Here is a 25639-nt window from a genome sequence, read left to right as displayed (position 1 = left end):
TTTATTGCTGCATTTTTTGGCCGCTTAAGCCTGCTCTGAATCAAAAAATCGCGCAGGAATGCCTCTATAGTGGATGAACGGGAAACACTCAGAGAGGAAAGGAAGATGAAAGCTGTAGTGGTAAATAAAAATCATTCCGTCGATGTTGTGGACAAAAAACTGCGGGCGCTGGAGTACGGTGAGGCGCTGTTACAAATGGATTGCTGCGGAGTTTGCCACACGGATCTGCACGTAAAAGATGGCGACTTTGGCGACCGGACCGGCATTGTTCTGGGCCATGAAGGCGTTGGCGTGGTGAAGAAAGTGGGGCCTGGCGTCACGTCACTGAAGATTGGCGATCGGGCCAGCGTTGCCTGGTTCTATAAGGGCTGCGGCCATTGCGAATACTGCACCACCGGCAATGAAACCCTGTGTCGCGATGCGAAGAACGCTGGATTTACCGTGGATGGCGGCATGGCAGAAGAGTGTATCGTGGTGGCTGATTATGCGGTGAAGGTACCGGATGGTCTGGACTCAGCGGCTGCCAGCAGCGTGACCTGTGCCGGGGTCACCACTTATAAAGCGGTGAAAGTCTCCGGTGTTCAGCCGGGGAAATGGATCGCGATTTACGGCCTGGGTGGCCTGGGCAATCTGGCGCTGCAGTATGCGAAGAATGTCTTCAATGCCAAAGTGATTGCGATAGACGTCAATGATGCCCAACTGCAGTTTGCCAGTGAAATGGGCGCGGATCTGGTGATCAACCCGGCGAAAGAAGATGCGGCCAAAGTGATTCAGGAGAAAGTGGGAGGTGCCCATGCCGCAGTGGTAACCGCGGTGGCAAAATCTGCCTTTAACTCGGCGGTGGATGCGATGCGGGCCGGGGGCCGTATCGTTGCGGTGGGCCTGCCGCCGGACTCCATGAGTCTGAATATTCCACGGCTGGTGCTGGATGGCATTCAGGTCGTCGGTTCGCTGGTGGGGACCAGGGAAGATTTGACGGAAGCTTTCCAGTTTGCGGCAGAAGGTAAAGTGGTACCAAAGGTGACCCGCCGTGCACCAGAGGAGATCCATGCGATCTTCAATGAGATGCTCGAAGGGAAAATAAAAGGCCGTATGGTGATCGACTTCAACAGGAAGTAAGCAGCCTGTGAGACACGGAAGGTAAAAGAAGGGGACGAAGAGATTCGCCCCTTCTGTTATCAGGCTCTGGGTATGACATCGCCGCTCAGCTCACCAGAGGCCAGGGCCTCAGGCGCTCATAAAGAAACTTGAACGTTCGGGCGCTTCTGGCTCAAGCAGGCAGCAAAGAGTCAGCCACAACATTGTGAGCAACCAACCTGTACTGTTCAGCATGATCCGATCCTTTTAATCTGCATTTACAAAATAAATGTATCCTGGAAGTGGAAAATCGCCATTCTTCATAGCCCTTTTTGCTAACGAGGCCGCTTTGCAGGCCCCGCCAGCCGGGCGATGAGTCGGCTTTATGCTGAATATCCGCTATGGTTATACCTTGTTTAGCATACTCTTTTTCACTTTTCCGTGTTCAAAACGGAATGCATTTGGGGATTATTAGCGTGTTAAAAAAATTTCGCGGCCTGCTGTTAACAGGTGCACTGGCGGCTTTCACCACTTACGCCGCTGACACTGCCACACCGAAGTACGGACCCGAATTACAGGGGTTCGACTTCCCTTATCCGGTTCAGAAATATAGCTTTTCCTCGCAGGGGCAGGCCCTTTCCATGGGGTATATCGATGTTAAACCACAGGGAGAAGCGAATGGCCGGACTGCGGTGCTGATGCACGGTAAAAACTTCTGCGGCGTCACCTGGCAGGATTCGATTGAGGCGCTGAGCCATGCGGGATATCGGGTGATTGCGCCGGATCAGATCGGTTTCTGTACCTCGACCAAGCCGACGCAATATCAGTACAGCTTCCAGCAGCTGGCGCTTAACACCCATCAGCTGACAGACAGCCTGCATATCGATAAAATCATCCTGGTGGGCCACTCGACCGGCGGGATGCTGGCAACCCGCTATGCGCTGATGTACCCGCAGCAGGTGGAAAAGCTGGTACTGGTTAACCCGATTGGGCTGGAGGACTGGAAGGCGAAGGGCGTGCCGTGGCGCAGCGTCGATGACTGGTATCAGCGCGAACTGAAAACCTCGGCGGCCAGCATCAAACAGTACGAGCAGAAAACCTATTATGTCGGGCAGTGGAAGCCGGAATACGATCGCTGGGTCACCATGCTGGCGGGGCTGAATAACGGGTCGGGGCATAAAATCGTCGCATGGAACTCCGCGCTGCTGTATGACATGATTTTCACCCAGCCGGTGTACTACGAATTCAAAAACCTGATCATGCCGACCACGCTGATGATTGGCACTTCGGACACCACCGCCATTGGCAGTGATATCGCCCCGCCGGATGTGAGGGCGAAGATTGGCCATTACAACGTACTCGGCAAGCAGGTCGCTAAGCTAATCCCCCATGCCACGCTGATCGAATTCAGCGGAATGGGCCATGCTCCGCAGATGGAAGATCCGGCAAGATTCAACCAGGCACTGATTAAAGATCTCAGTAAGCGTTAAACCCTTTCAGAAATATTCCTTAATAAACATACTGTTAATTTACGGCGTCCGCACTCCCCTGCAGACGCTGTTCTTTTTGTGACCATCCCCACAAATTTCAACAGAGCAGTTGCGGGCCTTGTCGCGAAGGGATAGCTTTACCCTCAACTTGTACATAGTCGTACATGGACAACCTCTGTTGTACTTATTGGTCGCCACCCTCTCCGGTTGAGAGGGATTGAACTCTTAACGGGGAAAGCACAATGGACATTATCAAAAATCTCGATCCCACTTATATCTGGCTGAATCAGCAAATTTCAGACAGGGAAACGCTGTTTGCTGCGCTTTACGATCGGCTGCGCAACGAGGGAATTGTTGAAGAAACCTATCTTGCGGCGCTGAGCGCCCGTGAGAACGAGCACCCAACCGCCATGCAGCTGGAGCAAATTGGTGTGGCCATCCCCCATGTGGATGTGGAACACATCATCCAGGAGAAGTTGGTGGTGGTGACATGTCCGCAGGGTATGACTTTTAAAAGCGCGGAAGACCCTGATGAACCACTGACGGTTCACGCGATCTTTTTCCTGCTACTGCAAGGCAAAGATGAACATCTGACTTTTTTAATGAAGCTGATCGAACTGTTCCGTCAGACCGATCGGATGAATGACATTCTCACTGAAGATAAGCCTGAAAACGTCGTCACCCTACTACAACAACAGATCAAATAATGTCGATTTTAAAACGATGAGAAATTGTCCCGCCAGGGATAACGATCTCTTTATCCGATGAAGAACTTGTGGAGTTAACTATGAAAAAGACCATTATTTTCGCCTGTACCAGCGGAATTGCCACCTCTGCCGTGGCCACTGAAAAAGTGGTGCAGTTCTGCAAAACCAGAGGAATTAACGTTGAGCCCATGCAGTCCGATATCGGCACTATTCCTAAGCAGGATGGCCTGGCCGATCTGATTATTGTGACCTCGGCCGTCAAATATGAAATGCAAACCCCCATCGTTAATGGTCTTCCGCTGCTTACCGGTTTCGGTGAAGAAGAACTGTTAGAAAAAATCGTAACGCTGTTGACCCGTTAACGGAGATCAGATTGTGACTGATAAATTATACGCTGCAATCCAGTATGTGCTGGGGATGGGCCCGACAGTCATGTTGCCGATTATTATTTTCACCATGGCAATGTGCCTGAGAGTAGGGTTCAGTCGCTCGCTACGCTCGGCTTTAACGATTGGCATGGGGTTTGTCGGGATTTTTATCGTTTTTGGCCTGCTGGTTGACAGCCTCGGTCCGGCGGCGAAAGACATGGTGAAATCCACCGGCATCGATTTGCCGGTCGTGGATCTGGGCTGGACACCGCTGGCGGCAATTGCCTGGGCTTCGCAGGTCGCGCCTTTCGTGGTGCCGATGACTATTGGCATCAACGTGCTGATGTTGACGCTGAACTGGACCAAAACCGTCAACATCGATGTCTGGAACTTCTGGCACTTCTCGCTGGTGGGTGCGATGGTCTATACCGCGACCGGCAGCTTTGCCTTTGGGCTGATCATTGCGGGAGTCACCGCCGCGATCACTCTGGTGCTGGCCGACTGGTGCGCACCCATGATCCAGAAGTACTTTGATCTGCCAGGCATCTCTCTGCCCACGCTCTCCTCGGTGATCTTCTTCCCGCTCGGCCTGCTGGGTAACCTGATCCTCGACCGCGTGCCGGGACTTAATAAGCTGAATGCCGATCCGGAGCAGATCCGTAAACGCTTCGGCGTCTTTGGCGAACCGATGATGATCGGGGTGATCCTCGGTGCGGGGATCGGCCTGTTGGCGAAATATGATCTGAAAGGCGTACTTGGACTGGCGATCAACCTCGGTGCCGTGATGCTGATTATGCCCCGTATGGTTAAGTTGCTGATGGAAGGGCTGCTGCCGCTGTCCGATGCTGTCCGCAGTTTTCTGCGTAAGCGCTATCCCGACCGTCACGACCTCTATATCGGCCTGGATATCGCTGTCGCGGTAGGACATCCCTCCGTTTTGTCGACCGCGCTGCTACTGATCCCGGTTGGCGTGCTGCTGGCGGTGATTTTACCCGGCAACAAACTGCTGCCGCTGGGCGACCTGGCGAATATCTGGGTGCCGATCTCGATGGTGGTGCTGGCCTGTCGTGGCAACATTATCCGCGCCTTTATCATCGGTATTCCTCTGCTGGCGATGAATCTTTATGTCGCTTCTGCTGCGGCACCATTATTGACCAAACTGGCGAAAAGCATCCACTTCCCGATCAATACTGATGGCGAAATTTCAAGCCTGCTGGATGGCGGCAATCCCTTCCGGCTCTGGATGGTGAGGATATTTGAAGGTAATCCTTTGGCACTGATGCTGATCCCGGTGGTGGTGATCGTCTGCCTGCTGCTCTGGCGGATGACCAGTAAGCAGCAGGCGGTCAGTGAAAGCAAAGAACAGGCGCTGGAAGGGAAATGAGATGTATTTTATCGGTATTGATATAGGCACCACCAACTGCAAGCTGTGCCTGTTCAGGATGCCGTCCGGGGAGCTGGTGAGTAAGCACAGCTTCCCCACGCCGAAAATCCTGCAGCAGGAACAGAGTAATTTCGATGTGGATCTGCTGTGGGAAGGCGTGCTGGAAGGGCTGACCGCCCTGGCCGGTTCGGTGGACTATGGGGAAAATATCGTCAGTATTGCCGTGGCCAGCGTCGGCGAAGCCGGGGTACTGCTGGACGGCAGTGACCGGCCTGTCGGCCCGGCGATGACCTGGTATGACATCCGGACTCAGCCGCAGCTGGAGAAACTGCTCACGCAGTTTGACGAGCAGGAGCTGTATCGCATCACCGGTATCCCGCCGCACAGTAACTACAGCCTGAACAAAATCAGCTGGATCATTGAGCACCATGGTTTACCGGACAGCCGGGTGAGCTGGCTGTGCATTGCGGAATACATTGCATTCCGGCTTTGTGGCGTGAAGCGGGCGGAAGCGTCGCTGGCCTCCCGCACGCTGGCGCTGGATATCCGCAGTGCCAGCTGGTCAGAAACCATCCTGCAAAAAAGCAAGCTGCCGGGGGATATTTTCAGCCCGGTGGTCGCTTCGGGCACTGAGATCGGGCAGCTTTTGCCGTCCGTTGTCTCGCGTACCGGACTAAGCGGGAAGGTGGGCATTGCCGTCGCCGGTCATGACCATATGTGCGGTTCTGTCGCCGCCGGAGTGAAGGACGGCAGCCAGATCCTTAACTCTACCGGCACCACTGAAGGTCTGCTGATTCTGCTGGAACAGCCTGAATTATCTGAAGAGTTTTATCGTGCGCGGCTTTCAAACGGACTGCATGTGGTGCCGGGAAGGCACACGCTTTACGCTTCTTTGCCCTCCGCAGGCTATTGCATTGAGTGGTTTCGTAAGTTGTTTAACGTCAGCGCGGGGGCTTTCAACGGGCTGATGGCCGAACTGGACAGCGAATTGAATGACGTAGCGGAATTTCGCAAAAGCATGGGTGGATTTATCCCACACCTGCGGGGAAGTGGCCCGCCGAACCGCAGCATCCTTTCCCGGGCAATGTTTTACGGCATCAACGAAAACACGGATAAAAAGGCAATCCTGAAGTTTATCTTCCTCGGCCTGTGCTTTGAGTTGAAAAACCTGCTCGACACTTGTGAAACCCTGACGGACCGCCATTTTAAACAGGTGAAGGTGATCGGCTCAGCCTGTAAAAATCCCTTCTGGCTGCGGCTGAAAGCCACCGTACTTAACCGGGAAGTGATCGCCTGCGACATTGATGAAGCGGTCAGCAAAGGGGCGGCGATGATAGCAGCCAGAATGAAAGGGTTGCAGCCGGCCGGGAACAGAGATGAAACGCATTATCTGCCGGTGGAGGAACTGGTCAGCGACTGTCTTGATCACTTCAGACAAGTGTATCTGCCTTTTTACCATGAAAAGATCCAAATCGAACGGCAGGCCAATAAGGAGTCAGTATGAAAGCCAGCGTTTATTATGCAAAGGGTGATATCCGTTACGAAGAAGTCGCACTCCCTGACATCGGCGAAGGCGATCTGTTGATCAAAATGAAAGCCTGTGGCCTGTGTGGCACTGACATTCATAAAGCGCAGCATCAGACCGTGACCGGGCCGGTGGTGCTGGGGCATGAAGTGGCGGGCGAGGTGGTGAAAGCGGGCCACAATGTGCAGGGCTTTAAGCCAGGTGACCGCATTATCACCGCCATTCACGTGCCGTGTTTTACCTGCCACTACTGTGACCGCGGTCATTTCACTCTGTGCGATCAGTTCAAAAAAACCCATATCGAGCCGGGAGGCTTTGCCGAATATATTCGCCTGCCGGAGCTTCATGTTAAGCATCTGACCCACCGTATTTCTGAAAAGCTCTCATGGGAGAAAGCCTCGCTGATCGAGCCGGTCGGGTGCTGCCTGCACGGGCTGAAATCCGCCAATATCCATCCGCAGGATACGGTGCTGGTGATGGGCGGTGGCACCATTGGCCTGCTCAGCGCCCAGCTCGCCCGGCTGAAAGGCGCGGCGAAAGTTATCGTCACGGATATCTCGCCGTTCAAGCTGGCCTCCTCGAAAAAGCTCGGTGTCGATCATGCCATCAACTCCGCTCAGGAAGACGTGGTGGCGAGAGTGGCTGAAATCACTCAGGGGCTGGGCGTGGATGTGGTAGTGATTGCTGCCGGGATCTCTTCTTTATTAACAGAGGCAGTCAGCCTGCTACGCAGAGGAGGGCGGGTCATAGTGTTCTCGCCGTTTGATCACAACAGCGAAATCAAAGTGGATGCCAGCCGCTTCTTTAAGGATGAAATTTCCATTGTCGGTACCTATTCCCTGTCGCCGTACGAAATGAAAGAGGCGCTGGATATTATCGAAAATAATAAAATTAATGTGGATGACATAATCACTCATCGCTGGCCGTTATCCGGTCTGGCAGAGGCGATTGGGTTTGCCGCTAATCCGGCCAATGAAGTGATCAAAGTGATTATGACCGACGGAGACTGAGCATCGTACCCAAAGGGATTTTATTACTCCGTATCCTGCTGGCTGTTGCTCAAATGCATTTGATTAAATTTTGTCCGAAGCCTGTTTCACGGGGTGCCAGACACTGAAGTGAGGGTCACAGAGTGGTAACGATCATTTGTCTGTCAGGGGCTTTACCGCTATGTTGACCCAATTTGTTAATCTGGCAGGGATGACCCCTGAATGAATGAGAGTAAACAGCCATGACGAGCATTTTGAAAGATTCTGAAATTCCTTTGTACCTGCAGGTCTCCGAATGGATCCGTGAGAATGTGTATAAAGGTGAGCTGGATACGGGAGACCGAATCCCTTCTGAAAATCAGCTGATGGAGATCCTGAATGTCAGCCGGGGAACGGTAAAAAAAGCCGTGACGCTGTTGGTGAATGAAGGGCTATTAGTGCAGGTTCAGGGAAAAGGGACTTTTGTTAAAAGTGAGAATATCTCTTACTCACTGGGTGAGGGATTATTATCTTTTGCTGAATCACTGGAAAGCCAGAACCTGAAATTTAATACCCAGGTGGTCACTTCAAGAATTGAACCAGCCACGAAACAGGTTGCGTCTAAATTAAGGGTTGAAGTGGGCGAACCCATTTTGTACCTGGAGCGCTTACGTAGCGTGGAAGATGAAAAAGTGATGCTGATTGAAAATCGTATCAACATGAAGTTATGCCCGGGTATTAAGGACGTAAACTTTAACGAGAATAATTTGTTCCCGACGATTGAACGTCTGTCGAAAAGAAAAATTGGTTTCGCAGAAAGCCGTTATGCCGCGCGTATTATTGGTAATGAGCGCGGGAATTATCTTGAAGTGAAAGAAGATGCGCCAGTTTTGCACCTTGAGCAACTGGTGTTTTTTGAAGAAAACCTCCCCGTCGAGTTTGGTAATGTCTGGCTGAAGTCCAACAAATATTATCTCGGCACGATCCTGCAACGAAGAGAGAGAAAATAGCTATGCCACTTGTCAACGGTAAAATTTTGCTCGAAAGCATCCGGGATAAAGGTGTGATGGCCGGGGCTTTTAATACCACCAATCTGGAAACCACCATTGCTATTCTGAATGCTATTGAGCGGTCAAAACTGCCAAACTTTATCCAGATTGCACCGACCAATGCCAAACTGTCAGGTTACGACTATATCTATGAGATTGTGCGGCGTCGGGCGGAAATGATGGATGTGCCGGTGAGCCTGCATCTGGATCACGGCAAAACCTTTGACGATGTGAAGCAGGCCGTGCGGGCCGGTTTTACTTCCGTGATGATTGACGGCGCAGATTTACCGTTTGAAGAAAATATCGCCTTCACAAAACAAGCCGTTGATTTCTGTAAATCTTATGGGGTTCCTGTCGAGGCTGAACTGGGTGCCATCCTCGGCAAAGAAGATGACCATGTCAGTGAAGCGGACTGCAAAACCGAACCGGAAAAAGTGAAGCGTTTCGTGCAAGAGACCGGCTGCCATATGCTGGCAATCTCCATCGGTAACGTCCACGGTCTGGATGATATCCCGCGGATTGATATCCCGTTGCTGCAGGAAATCGCTTCACTGTCGCCTGTCCCGCTGGTTATTCATGGCGGCTCGGGTATTGATGAAAAGACGCTGCAAACTTTTGTGAATTACAACGTAGTGAAAGTGAACATTGCCAGTGATTTACGGAAGGCTTTTATTTCCTCTGTAGGTCATGCTTACAACAGGAATAATAATGAAGCGAATTTAGCTGGGGTGATGACCCAGGCTAAATCGGCTGTGGAAAATGACGTCTACAGTAAAATAATGATGATGAACAATATTCATTAAAATTCTTTTTTAAACTTACTGTACTAAACTATTAAGATGCATTTTATCTTAAGGGTATTCCTATGCTTAAAGAACAGATCCGGGTAATAAACAGTACTGGTTTACATGCGCGTCCGGCAGCAACATTAGCGAAAACAGTAAAGAAGTATCAGTCAAAAGTGGTTTTAATACATGACGGGAAAGAGACGCAAATTAAAGGAATGATGAGCGTACTGGGCGCGGGGGTAAAAGGTCATTCCAGCATCGAGCTCATCTGTGAAGGACAGGATGAGCAGGATGCGATGGCGGAACTGAAAGGGTTGTTTGCCAGCGCATTTGGTGAACATCCCTGACACTCGGTTGTCTGCGCAATTACCACACGGATAGCCTTGTGTTCTGTATGGACGAATATTTGTGGAAAACTTCTATGTTTAAAAGGGCGGCTCTCGCCTTCAAATTTACCCGGGAGTGAAAGATGGCAAACAAAGTTCATCGGGTCCTGTTGACCAATGATGACGGACTGGATGCACCAGGGATCGTGCTGCTGGAATCAGTGGCGAAGCAACTGGCAGAAGAGGTGTGGATTGTCGCGCCCGCCACGGATCGCAGCGGCGTCTCCAATTCAATCAGCCTGCGCGAGCCGGTAAGGGTCACCCAGCAGGGTCCGCAGAAGTTTGCGGTGCATGGCACGCCAGCGGACTGCGTGGCTGTGGCGCTGCGGCACATTATGGCCGGTTCGCCACCTGACCTGATCCTCTCGGGTATTAACCTCGGTTCGAATATTGGTTTTGAGACGGTTTTGTCCGGCACCGTCGGGGCCGGGATTTCAGGCACGCTGCTGGCAATTCCTTCAATCGCACTCAGTCAGGTTAAAGAGCAGGATGCGAAGATCGACTGGTCGGTGGCTGAACGTTACGCGCTGGAGACGATTTCGCAGTTGCTGGATTTGCAGCTGCCGAAAGAGTGCTGCCTGAACGTGAATTTCCCTGATGTGGCGGTCGATCGGGTCAAGGGCCTGAAGGTCACCAGCCAGGGAATGGGAAAAGTCACCGGGCTGGAAGTCACGCCAGTGCCGGATCCGTATGGCGACGAGTATTTCTGGATCCGTGTGGAACACGGTGAGCTGCCAAAGATGTCCGGCAGCGAGCTGGAAGCGGTGCAGGAAGGTTATATCTCCGTGACGCCCCTGAGTTTTGAACGTACTTCTCAGGAAGGGAAAGCGCAACTGCAGGAACAGCTCCGGATGCAGTGTTTTGCTGCCCACTCTGCGCAGGTGCTGGATAGCCTCACTACTCCGACATAATTTCTGCATCAGGCTGATATAAAAAGGATTAATAACAGGGCATAGATCTTTTTCCTTGACAGCCTGTCGTGCACTCGGGTACTGGTGGAGGACAAAAGCTTTTTTTATCTGGCAAATAAGCTGTCTTTTTGTGGTGCAAGCTGCGTCATGAGAGGACCGTTCTGCCCTAACCGATCGAGAGCTGACCTCCAATGTCTCAACACCTGCATTCTGATACTTTCGCCATACCTGTATTTGATGGTCATAACGATCTCCTGATGCGTCTGTGGTTGTCGAACCAAAACGATTCGGCAGCGGTGTTTCTCAATGGGCCAGCCGCAGGGCAGATGGATTTGCCCAGGATGCGTCAGGGCGGTTTTGCCGGTGGCCTGTTTGCGGCCTATGTGCCTTCGACTGGATTTGAGGCCAGAACCTCGCCGGCAGTGCAAGAAAACCATGACGGCATTGAACCAACCCCGGGCAGGGCGGAAGCGCTGGAAATCACGCTGTCGATGATCTCCACTCTGTTGCGGATTGAGCAACAGTCGGCGGGTGCTGCGAAGATATGCAGGACGGCGGCGGATATCCGCCAGTGCATGCGCGATAATGCGATAGCGATGGTGATGCACCTTGAGGGCGCAGAGGCACTGGATGCTGAGCTGGAGATACTGGACGTGCTTTATGCTGCCGGTCTGCGCACGCTGGGACCATTGTGGAGCCGTCCGAACATTTTCGGCGATGGCGTGCCGTTCCGCTTTCCATCCTCACCGGATATCGGTAACGGTCTTACAGAAGCGGGGCTGCGGCTGGTTCGTGCCTGTAACGACAAACGTATCATGGTAGACCTGTCGCATATGGATGAAAAAGGCTTCTGGCAGACCGCTGAAATCTCCAACGCGCCACTGGTTGCCAGCCACTCCAATGCCCATATACTCTGCCCTCAATCGCGCAATCTCACCGGTCGCCAGCTGGCTGCCATCCGTGAAACTAATGGGTTTGTTGGGGTGAATTTCGGCACCAGTTTCCTGTGCTCCGATGGCAGGAAGGCTGAGGATGCCACGGTGCTGGAGATTGTTCGTCACGTTGATTATCTGGTGGAAAAACTGGGTGAAGACAATGTCGGATTTGGTTCCGATTTTGACGGCACCACGTTGCCATCGGATATGAAAGATGTCGCTGGCTTGCCGTTGCTGGTCAGTGCGCTGGCAGAGCATGGTTATGATAAGCCGCTGCTGGAAAAGATTTGCCATGGCAACTGGATCCGCGTGCTGGAAGCGACCTGGGGTAAATAACCATGAGATGAATAAAAAGGATAAATGAAGAGCTGATTTCTTAGCTCTTCGTTTCTTTAATTTGACTTTATGTGGTATTTATCTGGTGAAGTATAATAAAATAACCTGTAATTGTATTTTTTCGGACCCTGACTGGTTATGGATAACTAAGTCAAATGCATTGAATTTTATTAATGCATTAAAGTTTTAAGCGTCAAATGTAGATTTTTTACTATTTACAGCATCCTTTTCAGGAAGGTAGCATGGACGTTAATGTTAATTTTGTTACTAAACTATTGGTCAGGTATTAAGGCGGAGGAAAGTCAAATTAATACTTCGGGTAATGTGATGGGAAATAATAGTTATCTGTTTTCCTGAGTTATCTAAATTGACTTTATTAATAATCTGCAACTGAGCTTCTGACTGGAAAAGTATAATATAACAAATTTTTTACAAAGCCAGCAAAACAACTCAACATAAAAAATGAGATTTTACCTTCGTCACTATTTTTCTACTTAACAAACGGAAAGGTGTTGTCGCTTATTCCTGAGAGATGACTTTTTCTCTCTGGTTCATGGAGTCGCTTACCACCATGCAGAGCTATCTCCATGGTTGCCCAGGCTGGGATCATCAGGTAAAAGGAAAATTTAATGGTTATGTTTAACGATGTTGATAATCAATGTAAGGATATTGTGAAAGTATCATTGCAAAGTGATAATTTCTATTATACTTTTGGCCTTAGCCTCCTCATTAATGAAGTCAACAGCGTGTTGAGTAAATCATCATTGTGCTTTCTGGTCGGTGAACCTGCGGAGGACAGCAATGAAAAAAATATCATCATCCGCGATTCGATGGTCAGTATTCAGATGAATAAGGAGTGCCGGCGCTGGCGGAGTGAAAATAACAAGCTTAACAGAACGACAATCCATATACCCTTTGGTTGTCGACAGAATAATTTGTCAGAAATTATGGGGAAGCTCGAAAAAATTCTGTTGATAGCCAGCATGGATTACTCTTCTTTCAGTAGCCCGGAAAACCATAAAACCATTGGGCTGAAAAAATTTATGCAACTTTCTCTGACCGAGTGCAAAATCCTGTTGCTGATTGGTAAGGGGCATAATATCGGCAATATCTCCAGGATCTTGAATCGTTCAGAGAAAACCATTAATACACATTGCCGGAACAGCATCAGAAAACTTGGTATGCTTAACCGGGTTGAGTTTTACAAATATGCCTCTTTTATCGCGCATTGTGGTAATAAAGACCGCAGTACTTTATGTCTCTGACTATTTTGTAGCTTTCTTCAGGCCCTGAACACATGTTCCGGGCCTGCGTTTTTAAGATCAAGTTATGGTTTCATATTCATTGGGGTGGCTTCAGGATCGAAGCTGTTAATGAGCTGAACGTAATGTTTACGCTGATATTCAGTGAATTCTTTCTCGACGTTCAGTGTGAAAATAATAATATTATTTCTGCCACTGTTGACTACCGGATGATAGGGCAATGCCACCATCGTCTGTACCTGCTTCATCAATTTTCCATCAAGATAAAAACGGTTAGCTATCTGCACCACCGGGAGTTTGGCCGGGCCAATTTCGCTTTTCAGCTGCTTACCTTCAACGGCAAATGCCGGCATGGTGTTGGTCATAAACGTCATCTGTGCTTCGCAAAACTCTTCCAGAGTCTGGTCTTCTGCTAAAAATGCACGGTTGACCAGAATGGTATACTCAAAATCTTCAGGGTCACGAAAACGCAGTACGTTAACACTCTGGTCAAAGACCGGAGCTTCAGTTAACAGTGATCCTTCGTAAATGATATAGGTCGATTTATTTTTACTCATAGTCCTTTACTCATCATTAGTATGTTGATTTGCAGGGATGGGGATAAGATCCACTCGCCTGTTTTGTTTTCGACCCTCTTCGGTCTCATTACTGGCTATAGGGGCGGTGTCTCCAGCTCCCTTAATCATAAAGTTTGTGAGCGGTACGTCAGCATGTTTTACCAGCCAGTCACGCACAGCTTTTGCTCTCTTCTCTGACAACTGCATGTTCAGTTCCGGAGAGCCGGTATTATCCGAATGGCCCACGATCATAAAGGTGGTCTGACGATTATTGGCGACCACTGGCAGGAGAACCTTTAACGATTCATCGCTATCTTCACCCAGCTCAGCGCTGTTGAGGGAAAATAAAGCCACCGGGCCGGAAGAGAACAGAATCGGTGAGCTTTCATACAGGCTGATGGTGTTGCTGATTTCAGCCCGGATCCTATTGCATCTGGAGAGACCCAACGCCTGCAAAAATTTACTGGCTGTACAACCTTTCAGGCTGTCGTTTTCCCGTGCTAATACGCCGAATGCATCCCGCTTTTGTTGCAGATAAATAGTGTCAATATTATTGAATGCTTCGAGACTTTTTTTGGCTTTCAGGAGATGTTGCCCTTCGAACCAGGTCGTCCCGGCGAGGGTCAGGCCGAGCAGTAACGCCACTGCAATGGGTAGCCAGCAAACTTTCTTGCGGGGCTTTTCTGCTTCTCTGATAATCGTTATTACGCCCGGTTTATAGAGCACATCAGGGATCTGGGGCAGGGCCATTGAGGAAGCCAGACCGGGATAGATTTCAAACCGGCTGGCAATCCAGTTTGCCCAGGCACCATGCCGCACAAACCCTTCACCATAGTCAGAGAGCAGTACGCCGGTCAGCTTCAGGGAGGTCTGGTTGAACAGCGCCTGTAATGACTTCATGACGCCCGTTTCGCGCAACCATAACTGCAGGGCATCTGCCATCGCAAAGCGCTGAATGGCGTGGTAGTCGCCATGCTGGCTGTGTTGCCCGAGCATTTCGCTCAGGGCGACAAACTCTTTGCTGAGCGTGGTCTCTTTTCTGGCTGCAACATCAAATCCCCCCAGCCAGATGGCGCGATCGGGATCTTCCACGGAGCGTTCCTGGCTGAGCTGTGCATACAGGCCAAAAATGCAGGGAAGCGATTCCGCCAGAGGAAGCGCGTTGAATGAGGCCTGCCAGTCGGCTATTTGCGTCAGTGTGAGCTCACTGCTCTCCTGGCCGTCCGGAAGAAAAGGGAAAAATGCCATGATAACCGTCTGCCGGTTAGCGCTACGAACCCGATTCAGTTGCTTGTGCAAATCCTCAGCGTCCGGAGCCAGTATCCAGCGTATCAGCTCATCTTCAGCCCGATCGCTGATGGGCTGGGGATGAGGGAACCATTTTCTGGCATACGGACCGATGATGAAAATAACCATGGCTCTGTCCTGTTCCGGTGGCGTCAGAAGGGGGCCGGAAGTCTTAATTGGGTGAGTTGAAGCAAACATTTAATACAAACCATCCAGATATTTGCTGCAATAAATCCAGAGCAGCAGCAGCAGGATCAGCATGATCCCTGTCTGCCAGATGGCAGGATTAGCCCAGCAGCTGCGGGATTTTGCCGGGGTAAAAAGAAGGATTTCTTCTGCTTTATCCTCTTCAGACTCGGGCAATACTTCTGCTACAGGCTCAGGGGCATAGCGTAGTATCAGGGCAGCAATGTTCTTGTCTTCCCCAAGGGACTTGAGGATCAAGGGGAGAAGCCGGTAAGCGTAATTGAAAATCTTTCCGTCGCTGTTTTCTAACAGCTGGCCGATTCTGTCCGCCAGCGAGCCGAATTCTATGTCATAGCCATAGAAATGACGGCTCAGCAAGTTTCTTTCCCAGGAAATGTTGCTGCTATGCAGGCGAAGCGCGATGTGCTTATCGAGGTAGCTGCAAATGATATGGCACAGATCATCACTGAGCTGTTCACACTGCCCCTCTGAAATAAGCTCTTTGCTGAATTGATCAATAAGATTAACCAATTTTAGCTGAAATTCTGCCAGAGAGGGGATTACGCCATTTAATGACAGCAATGTATCGATGCAGATGACTCTGTTATAATAGACTTCGCTTTTCACCATGCCCTCTCCACAATTTTTCCCCATCCTTCATTATGAATATAAGGGCTGACTCTGATTACACTGGGTTTCTGCGAGGGTAATGTAGTAAAATCCAGCTCAAATTTTAACTCTTCGACATTTTCTTTATTAATTGACTTGTCGATCTCTTCCGCACTTAACACTTTTTTATCAAGCAGATCGTTATTGATACTGTAAACACCAATATGAAGGCGAGAAATATTGTTCAGCTGACAGTCAAGTTCAGATTTCGGAATGGTTAACGTTTTTTTATTGGTGTTGATCACCCTTTTTCGCCAGTCCTGCAAATGATTATCAGTGAAATAGGAACAACGCCCATTTTCCACCACTTCTGGCAGTACACTGCAAAGTGTAAAGTCCACCCCAATTGTCTCCTCAAATTCTGTCAGCGTTCGTTTATTCCCGAGTGCATAGCGTGGGTCAATATCGGGGCCGTCTTTCTCGTAGCCGAGTAAAGTTCTGACCCTCTTTTTAGAAGCGCTGTCCCTGTCCCACCAGGCTTTATCAATCGAACCGGCTTTTTTAGCTTCCCCATTATGATCTGACCACACTTTGGTGTGATCTTTTCTGCCATAAAAATGCCACAGTAAAATCTTATGCGGATGCCACACGTCATAGCCGTGGGTAAATGCACGCGCGGCCATGGCAATTTCTTCACCTTCAAAGAAAATCTGGGGATCATTCGGTATATCAATAACAAACGATCCTTTAGCAAAGATAAACCCTCCTGCCAGATAGGTTCCTCTTAACGGTTCGTCGTTTTTAAAATCAACAGAGGTCAGCTGTAATACTCGATCGCTGGAGAAGCCGCGAAACACCAGGCGACTCACGTAGGTATTTTTAGAACTTTCATCGCCCGGTTTATACCCTGGAGGATAAGACGAGATCACCGGATGGCTGCTCTGCTTTTGTAATTCAGCCAGCATCGAGATCATCTCTTTATCCCAGTTCTTAACGAACCGACAGTGAGAGTCAATCTGCAGAAAATAGTCTTCGTTGTTATAAAGATTTTCGCAAAGATGTCTTGCCCAGCAGGCGCCCTCACTGAGGAAATAATGTACACTCAAAAATTGAATGCGGGCACCCTGATAATTGAAAACAAATAAGTCGTGATCCCCGCTTTTTGTCTGCTCACTTAATTCCATTCCTTCATTCAGAAAGGGGGTGATATCCCCCTCGTCCTGCCAGCAAACAGCAATGTTAAGTGAGTGCAAGTCCGAGGCGTTTTTTATCATATCAGTCAGCGTGGGGATGAGCTCCGCATCCCGGTAGCTGGCAATACTGACAAAAATTTCAGGTTTTAATTCCATATAGTCACCTTAAAATCGCACTGCTTGTCAGTTAATTGATATTCATAACGATCTCCGCCCGGGCAGTAAACTGACCATTTTGCGGGCGGGAAGATCCTGATGAAACATTGACCAGCTTAGCTTTCCAGTTAAATTGAGCTGCGGTATCACTGGCGGTGGTCGCTATTCTTTCCAGTACAGTGCCATTAACAGCCATCACACCACCGCTGCTGTTTAATATCTGGATGCCAAGGTTATCCATATTACCGCTGGCATCCGTGACCTTTATGTAGGTGGAATCCGTTGAAGGGGTGGTCGTGGTGACGCTGGCGGTCGTGGAGTAGGTGCCATAATCTGTTTTACAGTTCAGACTGAAGTCCAGGGGTTTTTCTACGCCTGTCGCCACCATCGCCGGAGTAACCGTACCAAAATCAATCGTCTTGGTATCTTCAACCGTACAGGCTGGCGTGCTGACTATTTTAATCTGATTGGCAAATAACGATACAGGGCGAACGCCATCACTTCCTATCCATTCATAGCCCAGTGTTCCTGCATTAATAACCACATCTCCGGCAGGATCGGTCAGTGTCAGTTTATCCACTTTATAAAATTGAACGCGGTAATAACTGCCTGCAGCCCAATCCCAGGTGCCCTTGCTTTCACCGTTGTCAAAAGAAACCGAATAATCAATAGGATAATAGCCAAAACTTCCAGTGCTCGGATTGTAAATATGCACTTTTACCCCAATACCAGGCACATTGGTTTTAAATAGCCTTGTGGTGACTTCCTCGCTTAAACCAATGAGCTTCCTGCCTGCGGGCGTTCCGGCTAAACAATCATCGTATCCGATTGCTGAGGCGGTAGGTGACGTGGTAAATTTCGCGCTGGCAATAGGTGCTGTTGTGGAGGCCTCAGCATCGGCACTGATAGCAATAGTCTGGGCCGGCAGATTCAATATGGTAACCGCCCCCCTTGCCAGCGTACAATCTGCTGCCGCATTTCCCGCGATAAGTCCGCTCAGCGATAAAAATATAGCCTTCCGTAGCATCTTACTTCTCCTTGTCTGGATCCATTTTTTCAATTATATCGGCTGGTAATATTTTCAATAATTCTGAAAAACTCTTACCGACGGTTGATTCCGCGAATGCTAATAAAAGAATGACAGGACTGCTGGGTTCCATTTTTGTGAACCACGTCCGAATCTCTCTGAGCTTTGCTAAAGCATCGGAGCGATTCTCAATTTCTTTTGCTTTCTGTATGACAATACGGGGGCTGTGTTGGACCTGAGTTTCATCTCCGGCAACGGGTTCTGTCGCGATGTTTTCTGCATCGTCTTGTTCTGATTCAGCTTGCTGTTCCTGTTCGCTCTCATAAGGAGCAACTTCCATTGGTGCAGAAGGCTGATACGACTGAGTGACAAATATGTTCAGCAGGGGAGTAAGCCGCGAGAAATCAGGCGTATCGTGGCCCAGTGAATCCCCCAGCTCATCCTTAATCTCTTTCAGGCAGCTCCACGCTTCTCGCAGAGAATGAATGGTTTTGTCTTCGCGCTCATCCCATTCATGCAGCAATGCGGTGACGGTTGCTTCAGGTAATGCGCCTTCTTCACGGGGAGAGGCGTTGGCCTTTTCAAATTCTTTGATCGTAATTTGCAAGCCTGCCGCTTTGGGCAGCGCCTGATTGCGGATATCGGCCAGCAGACCGTTGGCATCTTCCAGCTCAGACAGCGCATTGGCCCGCATCAGCGGCTCAAATTCACCTTCGTCCAGCAGTTGAGGGTGAAGATCCTCCGGGAAAGCTCGCAGCAAATAATGTATCGCCTGAAGCCCTTCATTGAGTGCTGACAGGCCAACCTGTCGGGTGCGGCAGCGGATCAGTGCGATGACCAGACGGATATCCTTGCTTTTTTGCAGCAGCGCCAGACATTCCCGCTCTATTTCGGCCCAGTTGACAGGCTCTGCCGCCTCGACAAAGTTGCCGTATTCCACATCTAACCGTGGCTGTAATTTTGACTGCAGCATGATGAAGCCGGCGTCATATTCCAGGTTCTCCCCACAAGGAAGCTCCCCGGCAATGGCTTCGGACAGATGTTGATAGTAACTACTAAGTTGCGCTGTATTTATTTCAGCCACGGTAATGTCCTTTATCCTGATAACTGGCTGTTAACGAAATCGTCCTGTTCGCTCTCCATATGAGCGTATTTACTGCATCTGGCCCTGATAGAGTTCAGGCTCAAAGCTCATCCCATAAACGGGAGTCTCGGTATCCGCTCTTTCCAGCCAGGTGGCGTACCCCAGCTGATGTTCACCACCCAACGTGGCGAGGGGTACCTCACTGGCTGCCAGAACCAACTGAGTATCCCAGGCATATTCAAAACCAATAAAGTTTCGTACCCACTCTCGCAGTACCGGCAGATCCTGTCCCCACGGGCTGAAACGCATATATTGCTGCAGCGTAAGGGGGCCAAGAATGAGTTTGAACTTATGCTGCCTGTCCTTCACCGTATCGCCAAGAATGGCACCATCACCCAGCGACATGGCACAGTCGGCTTCACCCAGGATTGACTGATCTTTGGGAGACAGAAAAATCCACTGGCTGGCGAACTCTTCCATTCTTGCCGGTACTTCAAAGTAATACTGCAGTGCACCGAGCAGGCCTTCCGGATTACGCGCTTCGCGGATCAGGTGGGCAGAAGAGGCCAGGCGGGCATGTGCGGGCAAAATATCGCTGTTCAGTTCCTGCGGGTCCATGCCCACCAGGCTGGCGATGTAAAATGAAAAGCGTTCATCTGCTGCGCGATCCAGCGAAGCCGTGTCCTGTGCAACAAACCAGGCACGATAAAATAATGAAAGCGCGCGATGGTGGAAGATATCCAGAAAATCCACCATCGTCTGGTCATGTTGTTCGGAACGGGAATAAACCAGCTCCGACATATGCAGCGGCATCGCTCCCTGCGGACCCCAGACGCCCAGACCGAAAAGTTGCAGCTTCGTTCTGCCCTCTTCAACACCAATATCGGCGATCTCGCGGGGTGAAAACGCCATCGTGGGCGACTGGCCGATACGGTATTTTTCCTGAGATGGCAAAGCTGCCATCCCTGGATGAGGCGACTCCTGATTTTTGGCTGCAATAGCCCGCATAATGCTGATAAAACCTGCATCCCAGGGGCGTTCCTCATTAAACCAGGCATCCAGCGTGGGTAATGAAGTGTTCATTCCTGATGGCGCTACGGACATCACAGCGCCCCTCTTTTGCCGGGACGGCCTTGCCAGCTGGCGACCCGGCCGCGTTGCATGGAGTGCAGTTCAGTTTCCGTAAAGATGTTGATAGCAGCATGGCGGGATAGATAGTTTTCCATTATCAGCCCAAACAGATAGGGACTGATGCCTGAAAAACCTTCTTCATCCACGGTCAGGGTACAGCGGACTCCCCGGCCATAAACCAGCAGGCCATCGCCAGGCAGACGGCGGGTGACCGGTTCGCTTTTACAGCCAATCAGGCTGTTAACCTGGGCGTTGGACTCATGATCCGAGCTGTTGAGGAACAGACGCAGCATATTACGCATCGATTCCCCACCTAATCCGTGTTCCATATCTGACAGCGGCAGGTAGTTGAAACTCAGCTGACGGATCAGGCGCCAGGCTGATTCCCCCAGCGCAAAAGGCGCTCGTGGCGCGCTTGGCTGGCAGATAAAGGTGGCGCCCAGAATAGGAACGGCATCGGTCATTGACAGATCGAAACTGCCGCTTCGGGTGATCAATCGCGGCAAATCCCTGTTTGTGACCATTGCCTCGACGGAGAGATAGCGGATGTGATCGCCATAAGGCGCTTCCTGCTGATCGACCAGCGAGACAAAGACCTCGGTGCCCAGATAGGGGGTCCTGGTATCGTACTTTCTTTTGGTCTCTTCTTTGATCCTGGCTTCGCGGCGGATAGAGAAGTAGCGGCCAAAATTGCCGTAGTCGCAGTGGCGTGTCTGATAGAGCGGATTGAAAACCACTTCTTCACTTTTCTCTGCCTGCTGGCCGAGGACTTTATTCACCGAGAAGATTTCAAAGTCCATAGGGCGGCTGCGATCCGGAACAACATGGAAGGCATTAAGCGCTCTGTTGACCTCAATCCTGTCGACGACTTTAGGGAACAGGTTGATGACCGGCGTGCAGAATAATAAGAATTTCGATGGATCAACATGACCAATCAGATTCTGCGGCAGGCTGTCGAGCAAAATAATAAGTTCGGCTTCGTTGGTATGATTCTGTTGCAGTCCCTGCGCCAGTTGGGTCAGCGTAAAGAAGTAAAAACGCTGGCGGCAGGCAAAATATTCATGGATCAGGTTGTGACCATGGAACATGTTCCATGCCAGCGGCAGCAGCGTCTGATCCGGTTTCAGCCCTTCAAAAGCCAGAGGGTGCTGATTGATCACCACATCCTGCGCTTTTGTGCCGCCTGAACGAATGATCATCGCCACATTACTGGTATGCAGCAGCTCAAAGATATGGGAGACAACCCTTTCATCACCATCAATATAAAGGGGTAATTCATCCAGACCTTTTAACTGGGAAAATATTTTGTCACCCTGCAGCTTCAACTTAATCCGCAGCGCACCTTTTAATTTCGCATGCGAAATGCGGTATTTTTCCAGGTTAGGCAGGTCGGGCGGAATGGAGGTCAACCGGGCTTCCGTCATTTCTAATGGCCAGAGAGTGACCTCCTGACCGTTGCGAAACTCGCAGCGGGAGCTCTCACCCGGCAGGATCCTGGTGTGGAACGCGCTGTCTTTGGCCACCCGATAGCCCTGAGTCAGATCGCCTTCTTTCAGATTCGGGGTCAGCTGAACCACTCCCATTGAGGGGGTTGGCGAGTTATAGTTCGGGTAGACGATATCCAGCAGGCGCTGGGTGAATTTGGGGAATTCCGCATCCAGCTTTATTTGTGTCCTGGCGGATAAAAAGCAAAATGCCTCGATCAGTCGTTCAACATAAGGATCGGCAACCTCAATACCATGCATGCCCAGACGGGAAGCAATCTTAGGATGCTTTTCAGCAAACTCACGTGACATTTCTTTCATGAAGGTGAGTTCATGATTATAATAATCAAGAAATTTATGATCCACTGGTGTACCCCATTAATTCCATTTTTATCACTCTTCAATTTTTTTTTTGGGATTTTCAGTTCGGGCTCAAGCCATTCTTCTGACTCAGAATGTTGGGGGGAAATAACCCTATGGCCGTAAACTGGTAGATAACTATAGAGGGCGTAACGGTTGGAAAGGTGATGTGAGTACCTTAACAGAACGTTCATCCCTGAATGCATCCTGGCGGTTGAAGGTGAGGGGCTTTATTTTCATCCTGATAACAAAGAGGAAAACAATAGAAGATATATGATATATCCGGCATTCCCGCTGGATCCTCTCACGCCCCCTCCTTATTCGCGTAAGAATCTTATATCATGACGATTGTGACGACTCAATCTGAAGATTTCGATATTCATGCTCTTTTGGGTATCTTATCACTACTTTTAAAGTAAAAACTCTTTAATAATAATGAATTGAAAGGAGTATCCGAAACAAATAAGGAATTAAGTTCGGCCAATAATCCTAAAAACAGTTTCGAGATGATTCTGTTCTTTGCGTTATGTATTTGCTTGGCTAGTATAGTTTGACAGCACGGATGTGTATGCATAAGAAGCCCAAAGGGCCCCAAAGGAATTTAATTTATTATGGCTATTACCAGGCAAAATTTATTCGGAAAGCTGGACGCAACACTGTTCAGAAGTATTGAAAATGCAACGACTATCTGTAAGTTGCGGGGCAACCCCTATGTTGAGCTGGTTCACTGGCTTAACCAGCTGTGGCAGCAGGAAGAAAGCGATTTCCGCCTGATTGCACGCCATTTTGAAGTGGATGTGGATGCCATGGAGCGCGGTTTCGCTCAGGCGCTGACCCGCTTACCCTCTGGTGCCAGCAGCATTTCTGACTTCTCCTACCATATTGAACTGGCTATCGAACGCGCCTGGATTTATGCCAGCCTCGAATGTTTCGACAGTCGTATTCGCAGCGGTCATTTATTGATTGCGATGCTGACTACCATGGAGCTGCGTCGCGCTTTATTTGATATTTCCCCGGCTCTGGAACGTATTTCTCTTGAGCATCTGACCAATGATTTTGGTTATATCACTCAGGCTTCTGTGGAAGCTGGCGAAGCCGCAAATGACGGCAGCGTCCTGAATGAAGGGGCCATTCCGGGTGAAGCCAGCAATGCGTTAGCCGGTCAGAAAAATAGCGGAGGTCTGGCGCAATATACTACTGACCTTACTGCGCTGGCTCGCGAAGGAAAAATCGATCCTGTTCTGGGTCGTGACCATGAAATTAATACCATGGTGGATATTCTGCTCCGTCGCCGTCAAAACAACCCTCTGCTGACGGGTGAGGCAGGCGTGGGTAAAACCGCCGTTGTTGAAGGGCTTGCTCAGTCAATTGTTGCGGGTAATGTTCCTCCAGCCCTTTCACAGGTACGTCTGCTGACCCTGGATGTTGTGGCACTCTCAGCAGGTGCCAGCATGAAAGGTGAATTTGAGGCACGTCTGAAAGCCGTGCTGGAGGAAGCCATCGCTTCTCCTCAACCGGTTATCCTGTTTATTGACGAAGTTCATACCCTGGTCGGTGCCGGTGGCGCGGCCGGAACAGGCGATGCTGCCAATCTGCTTAAACCCGCTTTAGCGAGGGGACAGCTTCGTACCATCGGTGCAACCACCTGGAGTGAATTTAAGCGTCATATCGAAAAGGATCCTGCCCTGACTCGCCGCTTCCAGGTGCTGCAGGTGGGTGAGCCAGATGAAGAGACGGCAACTTCAATGCTGCGTGGCCTGATCCCTATGCTTGAGAAACACCATGGCGTGTGGATCATGGATGAAGCTTTGCAGGCAGCGGTGCGCTTATCTCACCGTTATATCCCGGCTCGTCAGCTGCCCGATAAAGCGATCAGTCTGCTGGATACTGCCTGCGCCCGTGTCGCTGTCGCACAACATGCGCCGCCGACCGAACTTCAGATCCTGAAATTCCAGACCGAAACAGCCGAGACAGAGTTATCGCTGGTTGAAAAAGCGCTGCATTTTGGCAAAGGCGAGAGCAGCCGAGCGGAATCATTGCAGGAGCATATTGCCGGGCAGACTGAGAAGTCCCAGATGCTGGAGCAACGCTGGCAGCATGAGAAAGAGCTGGTTTCCTCGATTATTGCCGTGCGTGAAGAGCTGCAGGTTCTGGTGGCCGAGGAGGCTCCCGATCGTGAACAAATCCAGCAGCGGCAGGCTCAGCTCGCCACTCTGGAGGCCAGCCTGGAAGAGGCGCGCCAGGAGCAGCCGATGGTGCAGGCAGAAGTGAATGCGGGTGTTATCGCCAGCATCGTTGCCGACTGGACGGGGATCCCCGTTGGCCAAATGATGAAGGACGACATTCGTGCCGTGCTGGAATTGCCTCAGCGTCTGGCAGAGCGAGTGATTGGTCAGGAATTTGCCCTGAACCAGGTCAGCGAAAGCATTCAGACTGCCCGTGCTGGTCTGGCCGACCCGAAAAAACCCATCGGGGTCTTTATGCTGGTAGGACCATCCGGTGTCGGTAAAACAGAAACGGCCCTGGCGATCGCCGAGCAGCTTTATGGCGGCGAACAAAACCTGATCACCATCAATATGAGTGAATACCAGGAAGCGCACACCGTCTCTTCCCTGAAAGGCTCCCCTCCGGGTTATGTCGGTTATGGTGAGGGCGGGGTGTTGACCGAAGCGGTCCGTCGTAAGCCTTACAGCGTGGTGCTGCTGGATGAGATCGAGAAAGCGCATCCGGACGTGCATGAGTTGTTCTTCCAGGTCTTTGATAAGGGCAGTATGGAAGATGGCGAAGGGCGCCAGATTGATTTTAAAAACACCATCTTACTGCTGACCAGTAATGCCGGTAGTGACATGATGAGCAGCCTGTTTAATGATCCGGATACCGCACCGGACGCACAGAGCCTGAAAAAACTGCTGCAGCCGGAACTGTTGAAAACCTTCCCGGCCGCATTCTTAGGCCGACTGGGTGTGGTTCCTTATATTCCACTGCAGCCTGAATCTTTGCAGCACATTGTCCGTTTGCATCTTAATAAGTTAGGTGCGCGTTTGCTGGAACAGCACGGTGCAGTGCTGAAATACAGCGATGAACTGGTGCAGTTTATTGTGGACCAGTGCCCGGTGGCAGAGACCGGCGCAAGGATGCTGATCCGCTTTATTGAACAAAATATCGTGCCAGAAATGGGGCGTCGCATTCTGGGGAGTGAAACGACGATTACCGGCCAGACTATTCAGCTTGAAATGAATAAAGAAAATGGAATAGAGATTATTTTCCAACAACAGGAGGAAGAGGGAAAAAACGAATAAACACTAGTGCAATAGAATAGCAATGGAAATGGCAAACACAGGGTGTGTGCGCCGAATGCAATTAATTTATATTTAAATAG

The 25639-nt window shown here is 50.2% G+C and carries 22 protein-coding genes; 14 read left to right on the top strand and 8 right to left on the bottom strand.

Features of this window, described 5'->3' with window-relative positions; translation table 11 throughout:
* The first annotated feature begins 105 nt into the window (after positions 1–105).
* The 13 genes from adhP (at position 106) to GSQ70_RS01630 (ending at position 13189) form a co-directional block, all read left to right on the top strand.
* Complete coding sequence (adhP, locus tag GSQ70_RS01690; RefSeq protein ID WP_158780644.1) at positions 106–1119, top strand: alcohol dehydrogenase AdhP; 1014 nt, start codon at positions 106–108, stop codon at positions 1117–1119.
* Positions 1120–1532: 413 nt separating this feature from the next.
* The gene (locus GSQ70_RS01685; protein WP_370521026.1) at positions 1533–2567 is read left to right on the top strand and encodes an alpha/beta fold hydrolase; all 1035 of its coding nucleotides are present in this window, start codon (positions 1533–1535) and stop codon (positions 2565–2567) included.
* 242 nt (positions 2568–2809) lie between these two features.
* The gene (locus GSQ70_RS01680) at positions 2810–3274 is read left to right on the top strand and encodes a PTS sugar transporter subunit IIA (protein WP_158780642.1); all 465 of its coding nucleotides are present in this window, start codon (positions 2810–2812) and stop codon (positions 3272–3274) included.
* A gap of 80 nt (positions 3275–3354) precedes the next feature.
* Positions 3355–3636 (top strand): PTS sugar transporter subunit IIB, encoded by a 282-nt coding sequence (locus GSQ70_RS01675; RefSeq protein WP_158780641.1) that lies wholly within the window; start codon positions 3355–3357, stop codon positions 3634–3636.
* A 55-nt stretch (positions 3637–3691) separates the two neighbouring features.
* Complete coding sequence (locus tag GSQ70_RS01670) at positions 3692–5026, top strand: PTS galactitol transporter subunit IIC (RefSeq protein ID WP_158785168.1); 1335 nt, start codon at positions 3692–3694, stop codon at positions 5024–5026.
* A gap of 1 nt (position 5027) precedes the next feature.
* Positions 5028–6530 (top strand): L-fuculokinase, encoded by a 1503-nt coding sequence (locus tag GSQ70_RS01665; RefSeq protein WP_158780640.1) that lies wholly within the window; start codon positions 5028–5030, stop codon positions 6528–6530.
* The gene (locus tag GSQ70_RS01660) at positions 6527–7561 is read left to right on the top strand and encodes a zinc-dependent dehydrogenase (RefSeq protein ID WP_158780639.1); all 1035 of its coding nucleotides are present in this window, start codon (positions 6527–6529) and stop codon (positions 7559–7561) included. The genes GSQ70_RS01665 and GSQ70_RS01660 overlap by 4 nt, the downstream gene beginning before the upstream one ends.
* A 221-nt stretch (positions 7562–7782) precedes the next feature.
* Positions 7783–8529 (top strand): GntR family transcriptional regulator, encoded by a 747-nt coding sequence (locus GSQ70_RS01655; RefSeq protein ID WP_158780638.1) that lies wholly within the window; start codon positions 7783–7785, stop codon positions 8527–8529.
* Positions 8530–8531: 2 nt separating this feature from the next.
* A complete protein-coding gene (locus GSQ70_RS01650) occupies positions 8532–9371 on the top strand; it encodes a class II aldolase (RefSeq protein ID WP_158780637.1) in 840 nt (279 codons plus the stop codon).
* Positions 9372–9433: 62 nt separating this feature from the next.
* Positions 9434–9703 carry an HPr family phosphocarrier protein gene (locus tag GSQ70_RS01645; RefSeq protein ID WP_158780636.1) on the top strand — a complete coding sequence of 90 codons (270 nt, stop codon included), beginning with the start codon at positions 9434–9436 and terminating at the stop codon, positions 9701–9703.
* Between the two features lie 122 nt (positions 9704–9825).
* A complete protein-coding gene (gene surE / locus GSQ70_RS01640; RefSeq protein WP_158780635.1) occupies positions 9826–10653 on the top strand; it encodes a 5'/3'-nucleotidase SurE in 828 nt (275 codons plus the stop codon).
* Positions 10654–10844: 191 nt separating this feature from the next.
* Positions 10845–11924, top strand: a complete 1080-nt coding sequence (locus tag GSQ70_RS01635) for a dipeptidase (protein WP_158780634.1) — start codon at positions 10845–10847, stop codon at positions 11922–11924.
* A 635-nt stretch (positions 11925–12559) separates the two neighbouring features.
* Positions 12560–13189: a helix-turn-helix transcriptional regulator gene (locus tag GSQ70_RS01630; protein ID WP_158780633.1), complete on the top strand. Its 630-nt coding sequence runs from the start codon at positions 12560–12562 to the stop codon at positions 13187–13189.
* A gap of 62 nt (positions 13190–13251) precedes the next feature.
* Here the strand turns inward: GSQ70_RS01630 and GSQ70_RS01625 are convergent, their stop codons facing one another.
* The 8 genes from GSQ70_RS01625 to tssF form a co-directional block, all read right to left on the bottom strand.
* Positions 13252–13743 (bottom strand): DcrB-related protein, encoded by a 492-nt coding sequence (locus GSQ70_RS01625; RefSeq protein WP_158780632.1) that lies wholly within the window; start codon positions 13741–13743, stop codon positions 13252–13254.
* Between the two features lie 6 nt (positions 13744–13749).
* Positions 13750–15159 carry an OmpA family protein gene (locus GSQ70_RS01620; RefSeq protein WP_158780631.1) on the bottom strand — a complete coding sequence of 470 codons (1410 nt, stop codon included), beginning with the start codon at positions 15157–15159 and terminating at the stop codon, positions 13750–13752.
* A gap of 69 nt (positions 15160–15228) precedes the next feature.
* On the bottom strand, positions 15229–15846 hold the full coding sequence (locus tag GSQ70_RS01615) for a hypothetical protein (protein ID WP_158780630.1): 618 nt from the start codon (positions 15844–15846) through the stop codon (positions 15229–15231).
* Positions 15840–17174 (bottom strand): GlcNAc-transferase family protein, encoded by a 1335-nt coding sequence (locus GSQ70_RS01610; RefSeq protein WP_158780629.1) that lies wholly within the window; start codon positions 17172–17174, stop codon positions 15840–15842. The genes GSQ70_RS01615 and GSQ70_RS01610 overlap by 7 nt, the downstream gene beginning before the upstream one ends.
* Positions 17175–17205: 31 nt before the next feature.
* Positions 17206–18201, bottom strand: coding sequence for a fimbrial protein (locus tag GSQ70_RS01605; protein ID WP_158780628.1), 996 nt, complete (start codon positions 18199–18201; stop codon positions 17206–17208).
* A 1-nt stretch (position 18202) separates the two neighbouring features.
* A complete protein-coding gene (tssA, locus tag GSQ70_RS01600; protein ID WP_158780627.1) occupies positions 18203–19285 on the bottom strand; it encodes a type VI secretion system protein TssA in 1083 nt (360 codons plus the stop codon).
* Positions 19286–19354: 69 nt separating this feature from the next.
* Positions 19355–20389, bottom strand: a complete 1035-nt coding sequence (tssG, locus tag GSQ70_RS01595) for a type VI secretion system baseplate subunit TssG (protein ID WP_158780626.1) — start codon at positions 20387–20389, stop codon at positions 19355–19357.
* The gene (gene tssF, locus GSQ70_RS01590) at positions 20389–22266 is read right to left on the bottom strand and encodes a type VI secretion system baseplate subunit TssF (RefSeq protein ID WP_158780625.1); all 1878 of its coding nucleotides are present in this window, start codon (positions 22264–22266) and stop codon (positions 20389–20391) included. Before tssF ends, tssG begins: the two co-directional genes overlap by 1 nt.
* Positions 22267–22871: 605 nt before the next feature.
* Between tssF and tssH the strand changes: the two genes are divergently transcribed.
* Positions 22872–25559: a type VI secretion system ATPase TssH gene (tssH, locus tag GSQ70_RS01585; RefSeq protein WP_158780624.1), complete on the top strand. Its 2688-nt coding sequence runs from the start codon at positions 22872–22874 to the stop codon at positions 25557–25559.
* The last annotated feature ends 80 nt before the right edge of the window (positions 25560–25639 follow it).

Source organism: Pantoea sp. BAV 3049, from assembly GCF_009765445.1.
Taxonomy (GTDB): Bacteria; Pseudomonadota; Gammaproteobacteria; order Enterobacterales; family Enterobacteriaceae; genus Erwinia.
Note: the sequence above shows the minus strand (reverse complement) of the source record. Positions and strands in the feature narration are given on the sequence as shown.

Excerpts from the sequence above, each read along its gene's own strand:
- adhP (WP_158780644.1), top strand. The coding sequence starts at position 106 with ATGAAAGCTGTAGTGGTAAATAAAAATCATTCCGTCGATGTTGTGGAC.
- GSQ70_RS01685 (WP_370521026.1), top strand. The coding sequence starts at position 1,533 with ATGCATTTGGGGATTATTAGCGTGTTAAAAAAATTTCGCGGCCTGCTG.
- GSQ70_RS01680 (WP_158780642.1), top strand. The coding sequence starts at position 2,810 with ATGGACATTATCAAAAATCTCGATCCCACTTATATCTGGCTGAATCAG.
- GSQ70_RS01675 (WP_158780641.1), top strand. The coding sequence starts at position 3,355 with ATGAAAAAGACCATTATTTTCGCCTGTACCAGCGGAATTGCCACCTCT.
- GSQ70_RS01670 (WP_158785168.1), top strand. The coding sequence starts at position 3,692 with ATGGGCCCGACAGTCATGTTGCCGATTATTATTTTCACCATGGCAATG.
- GSQ70_RS01665 (WP_158780640.1), top strand. The coding sequence starts at position 5,028 with ATGTATTTTATCGGTATTGATATAGGCACCACCAACTGCAAGCTGTGC.
- GSQ70_RS01660 (WP_158780639.1), top strand. The coding sequence starts at position 6,527 with ATGAAAGCCAGCGTTTATTATGCAAAGGGTGATATCCGTTACGAAGAA.
- GSQ70_RS01655 (WP_158780638.1), top strand. The coding sequence starts at position 7,783 with ATGACGAGCATTTTGAAAGATTCTGAAATTCCTTTGTACCTGCAGGTC.
- GSQ70_RS01650 (WP_158780637.1), top strand. The coding sequence starts at position 8,532 with ATGCCACTTGTCAACGGTAAAATTTTGCTCGAAAGCATCCGGGATAAA.
- GSQ70_RS01645 (WP_158780636.1), top strand. The coding sequence starts at position 9,434 with ATGCTTAAAGAACAGATCCGGGTAATAAACAGTACTGGTTTACATGCG.
- surE (WP_158780635.1), top strand. The coding sequence starts at position 9,826 with ATGGCAAACAAAGTTCATCGGGTCCTGTTGACCAATGATGACGGACTG.
- GSQ70_RS01635 (WP_158780634.1), top strand. The coding sequence starts at position 10,845 with ATGTCTCAACACCTGCATTCTGATACTTTCGCCATACCTGTATTTGAT.
- GSQ70_RS01630 (WP_158780633.1), top strand. The coding sequence starts at position 12,560 with ATGTTTAACGATGTTGATAATCAATGTAAGGATATTGTGAAAGTATCA.
- GSQ70_RS01625 (WP_158780632.1), bottom strand. The coding sequence starts at position 13,743 with ATGAGTAAAAATAAATCGACCTATATCATTTACGAAGGATCACTGTTA.
- GSQ70_RS01620 (WP_158780631.1), bottom strand. The coding sequence starts at position 15,159 with ATGGTTATTTTCATCATCGGTCCGTATGCCAGAAAATGGTTCCCTCAT.
- GSQ70_RS01615 (WP_158780630.1), bottom strand. The coding sequence starts at position 15,846 with ATGGTGAAAAGCGAAGTCTATTATAACAGAGTCATCTGCATCGATACA.
- GSQ70_RS01610 (WP_158780629.1), bottom strand. The coding sequence starts at position 17,174 with ATGGAATTAAAACCTGAAATTTTTGTCAGTATTGCCAGCTACCGGGAT.
- GSQ70_RS01605 (WP_158780628.1), bottom strand. The coding sequence starts at position 18,201 with ATGCTACGGAAGGCTATATTTTTATCGCTGAGCGGACTTATCGCGGGA.
- tssG (WP_158780626.1), bottom strand. The coding sequence starts at position 20,389 with ATGTCCGTAGCGCCATCAGGAATGAACACTTCATTACCCACGCTGGAT.
- tssH (WP_158780624.1), top strand. The coding sequence starts at position 22,872 with ATGGCTATTACCAGGCAAAATTTATTCGGAAAGCTGGACGCAACACTG.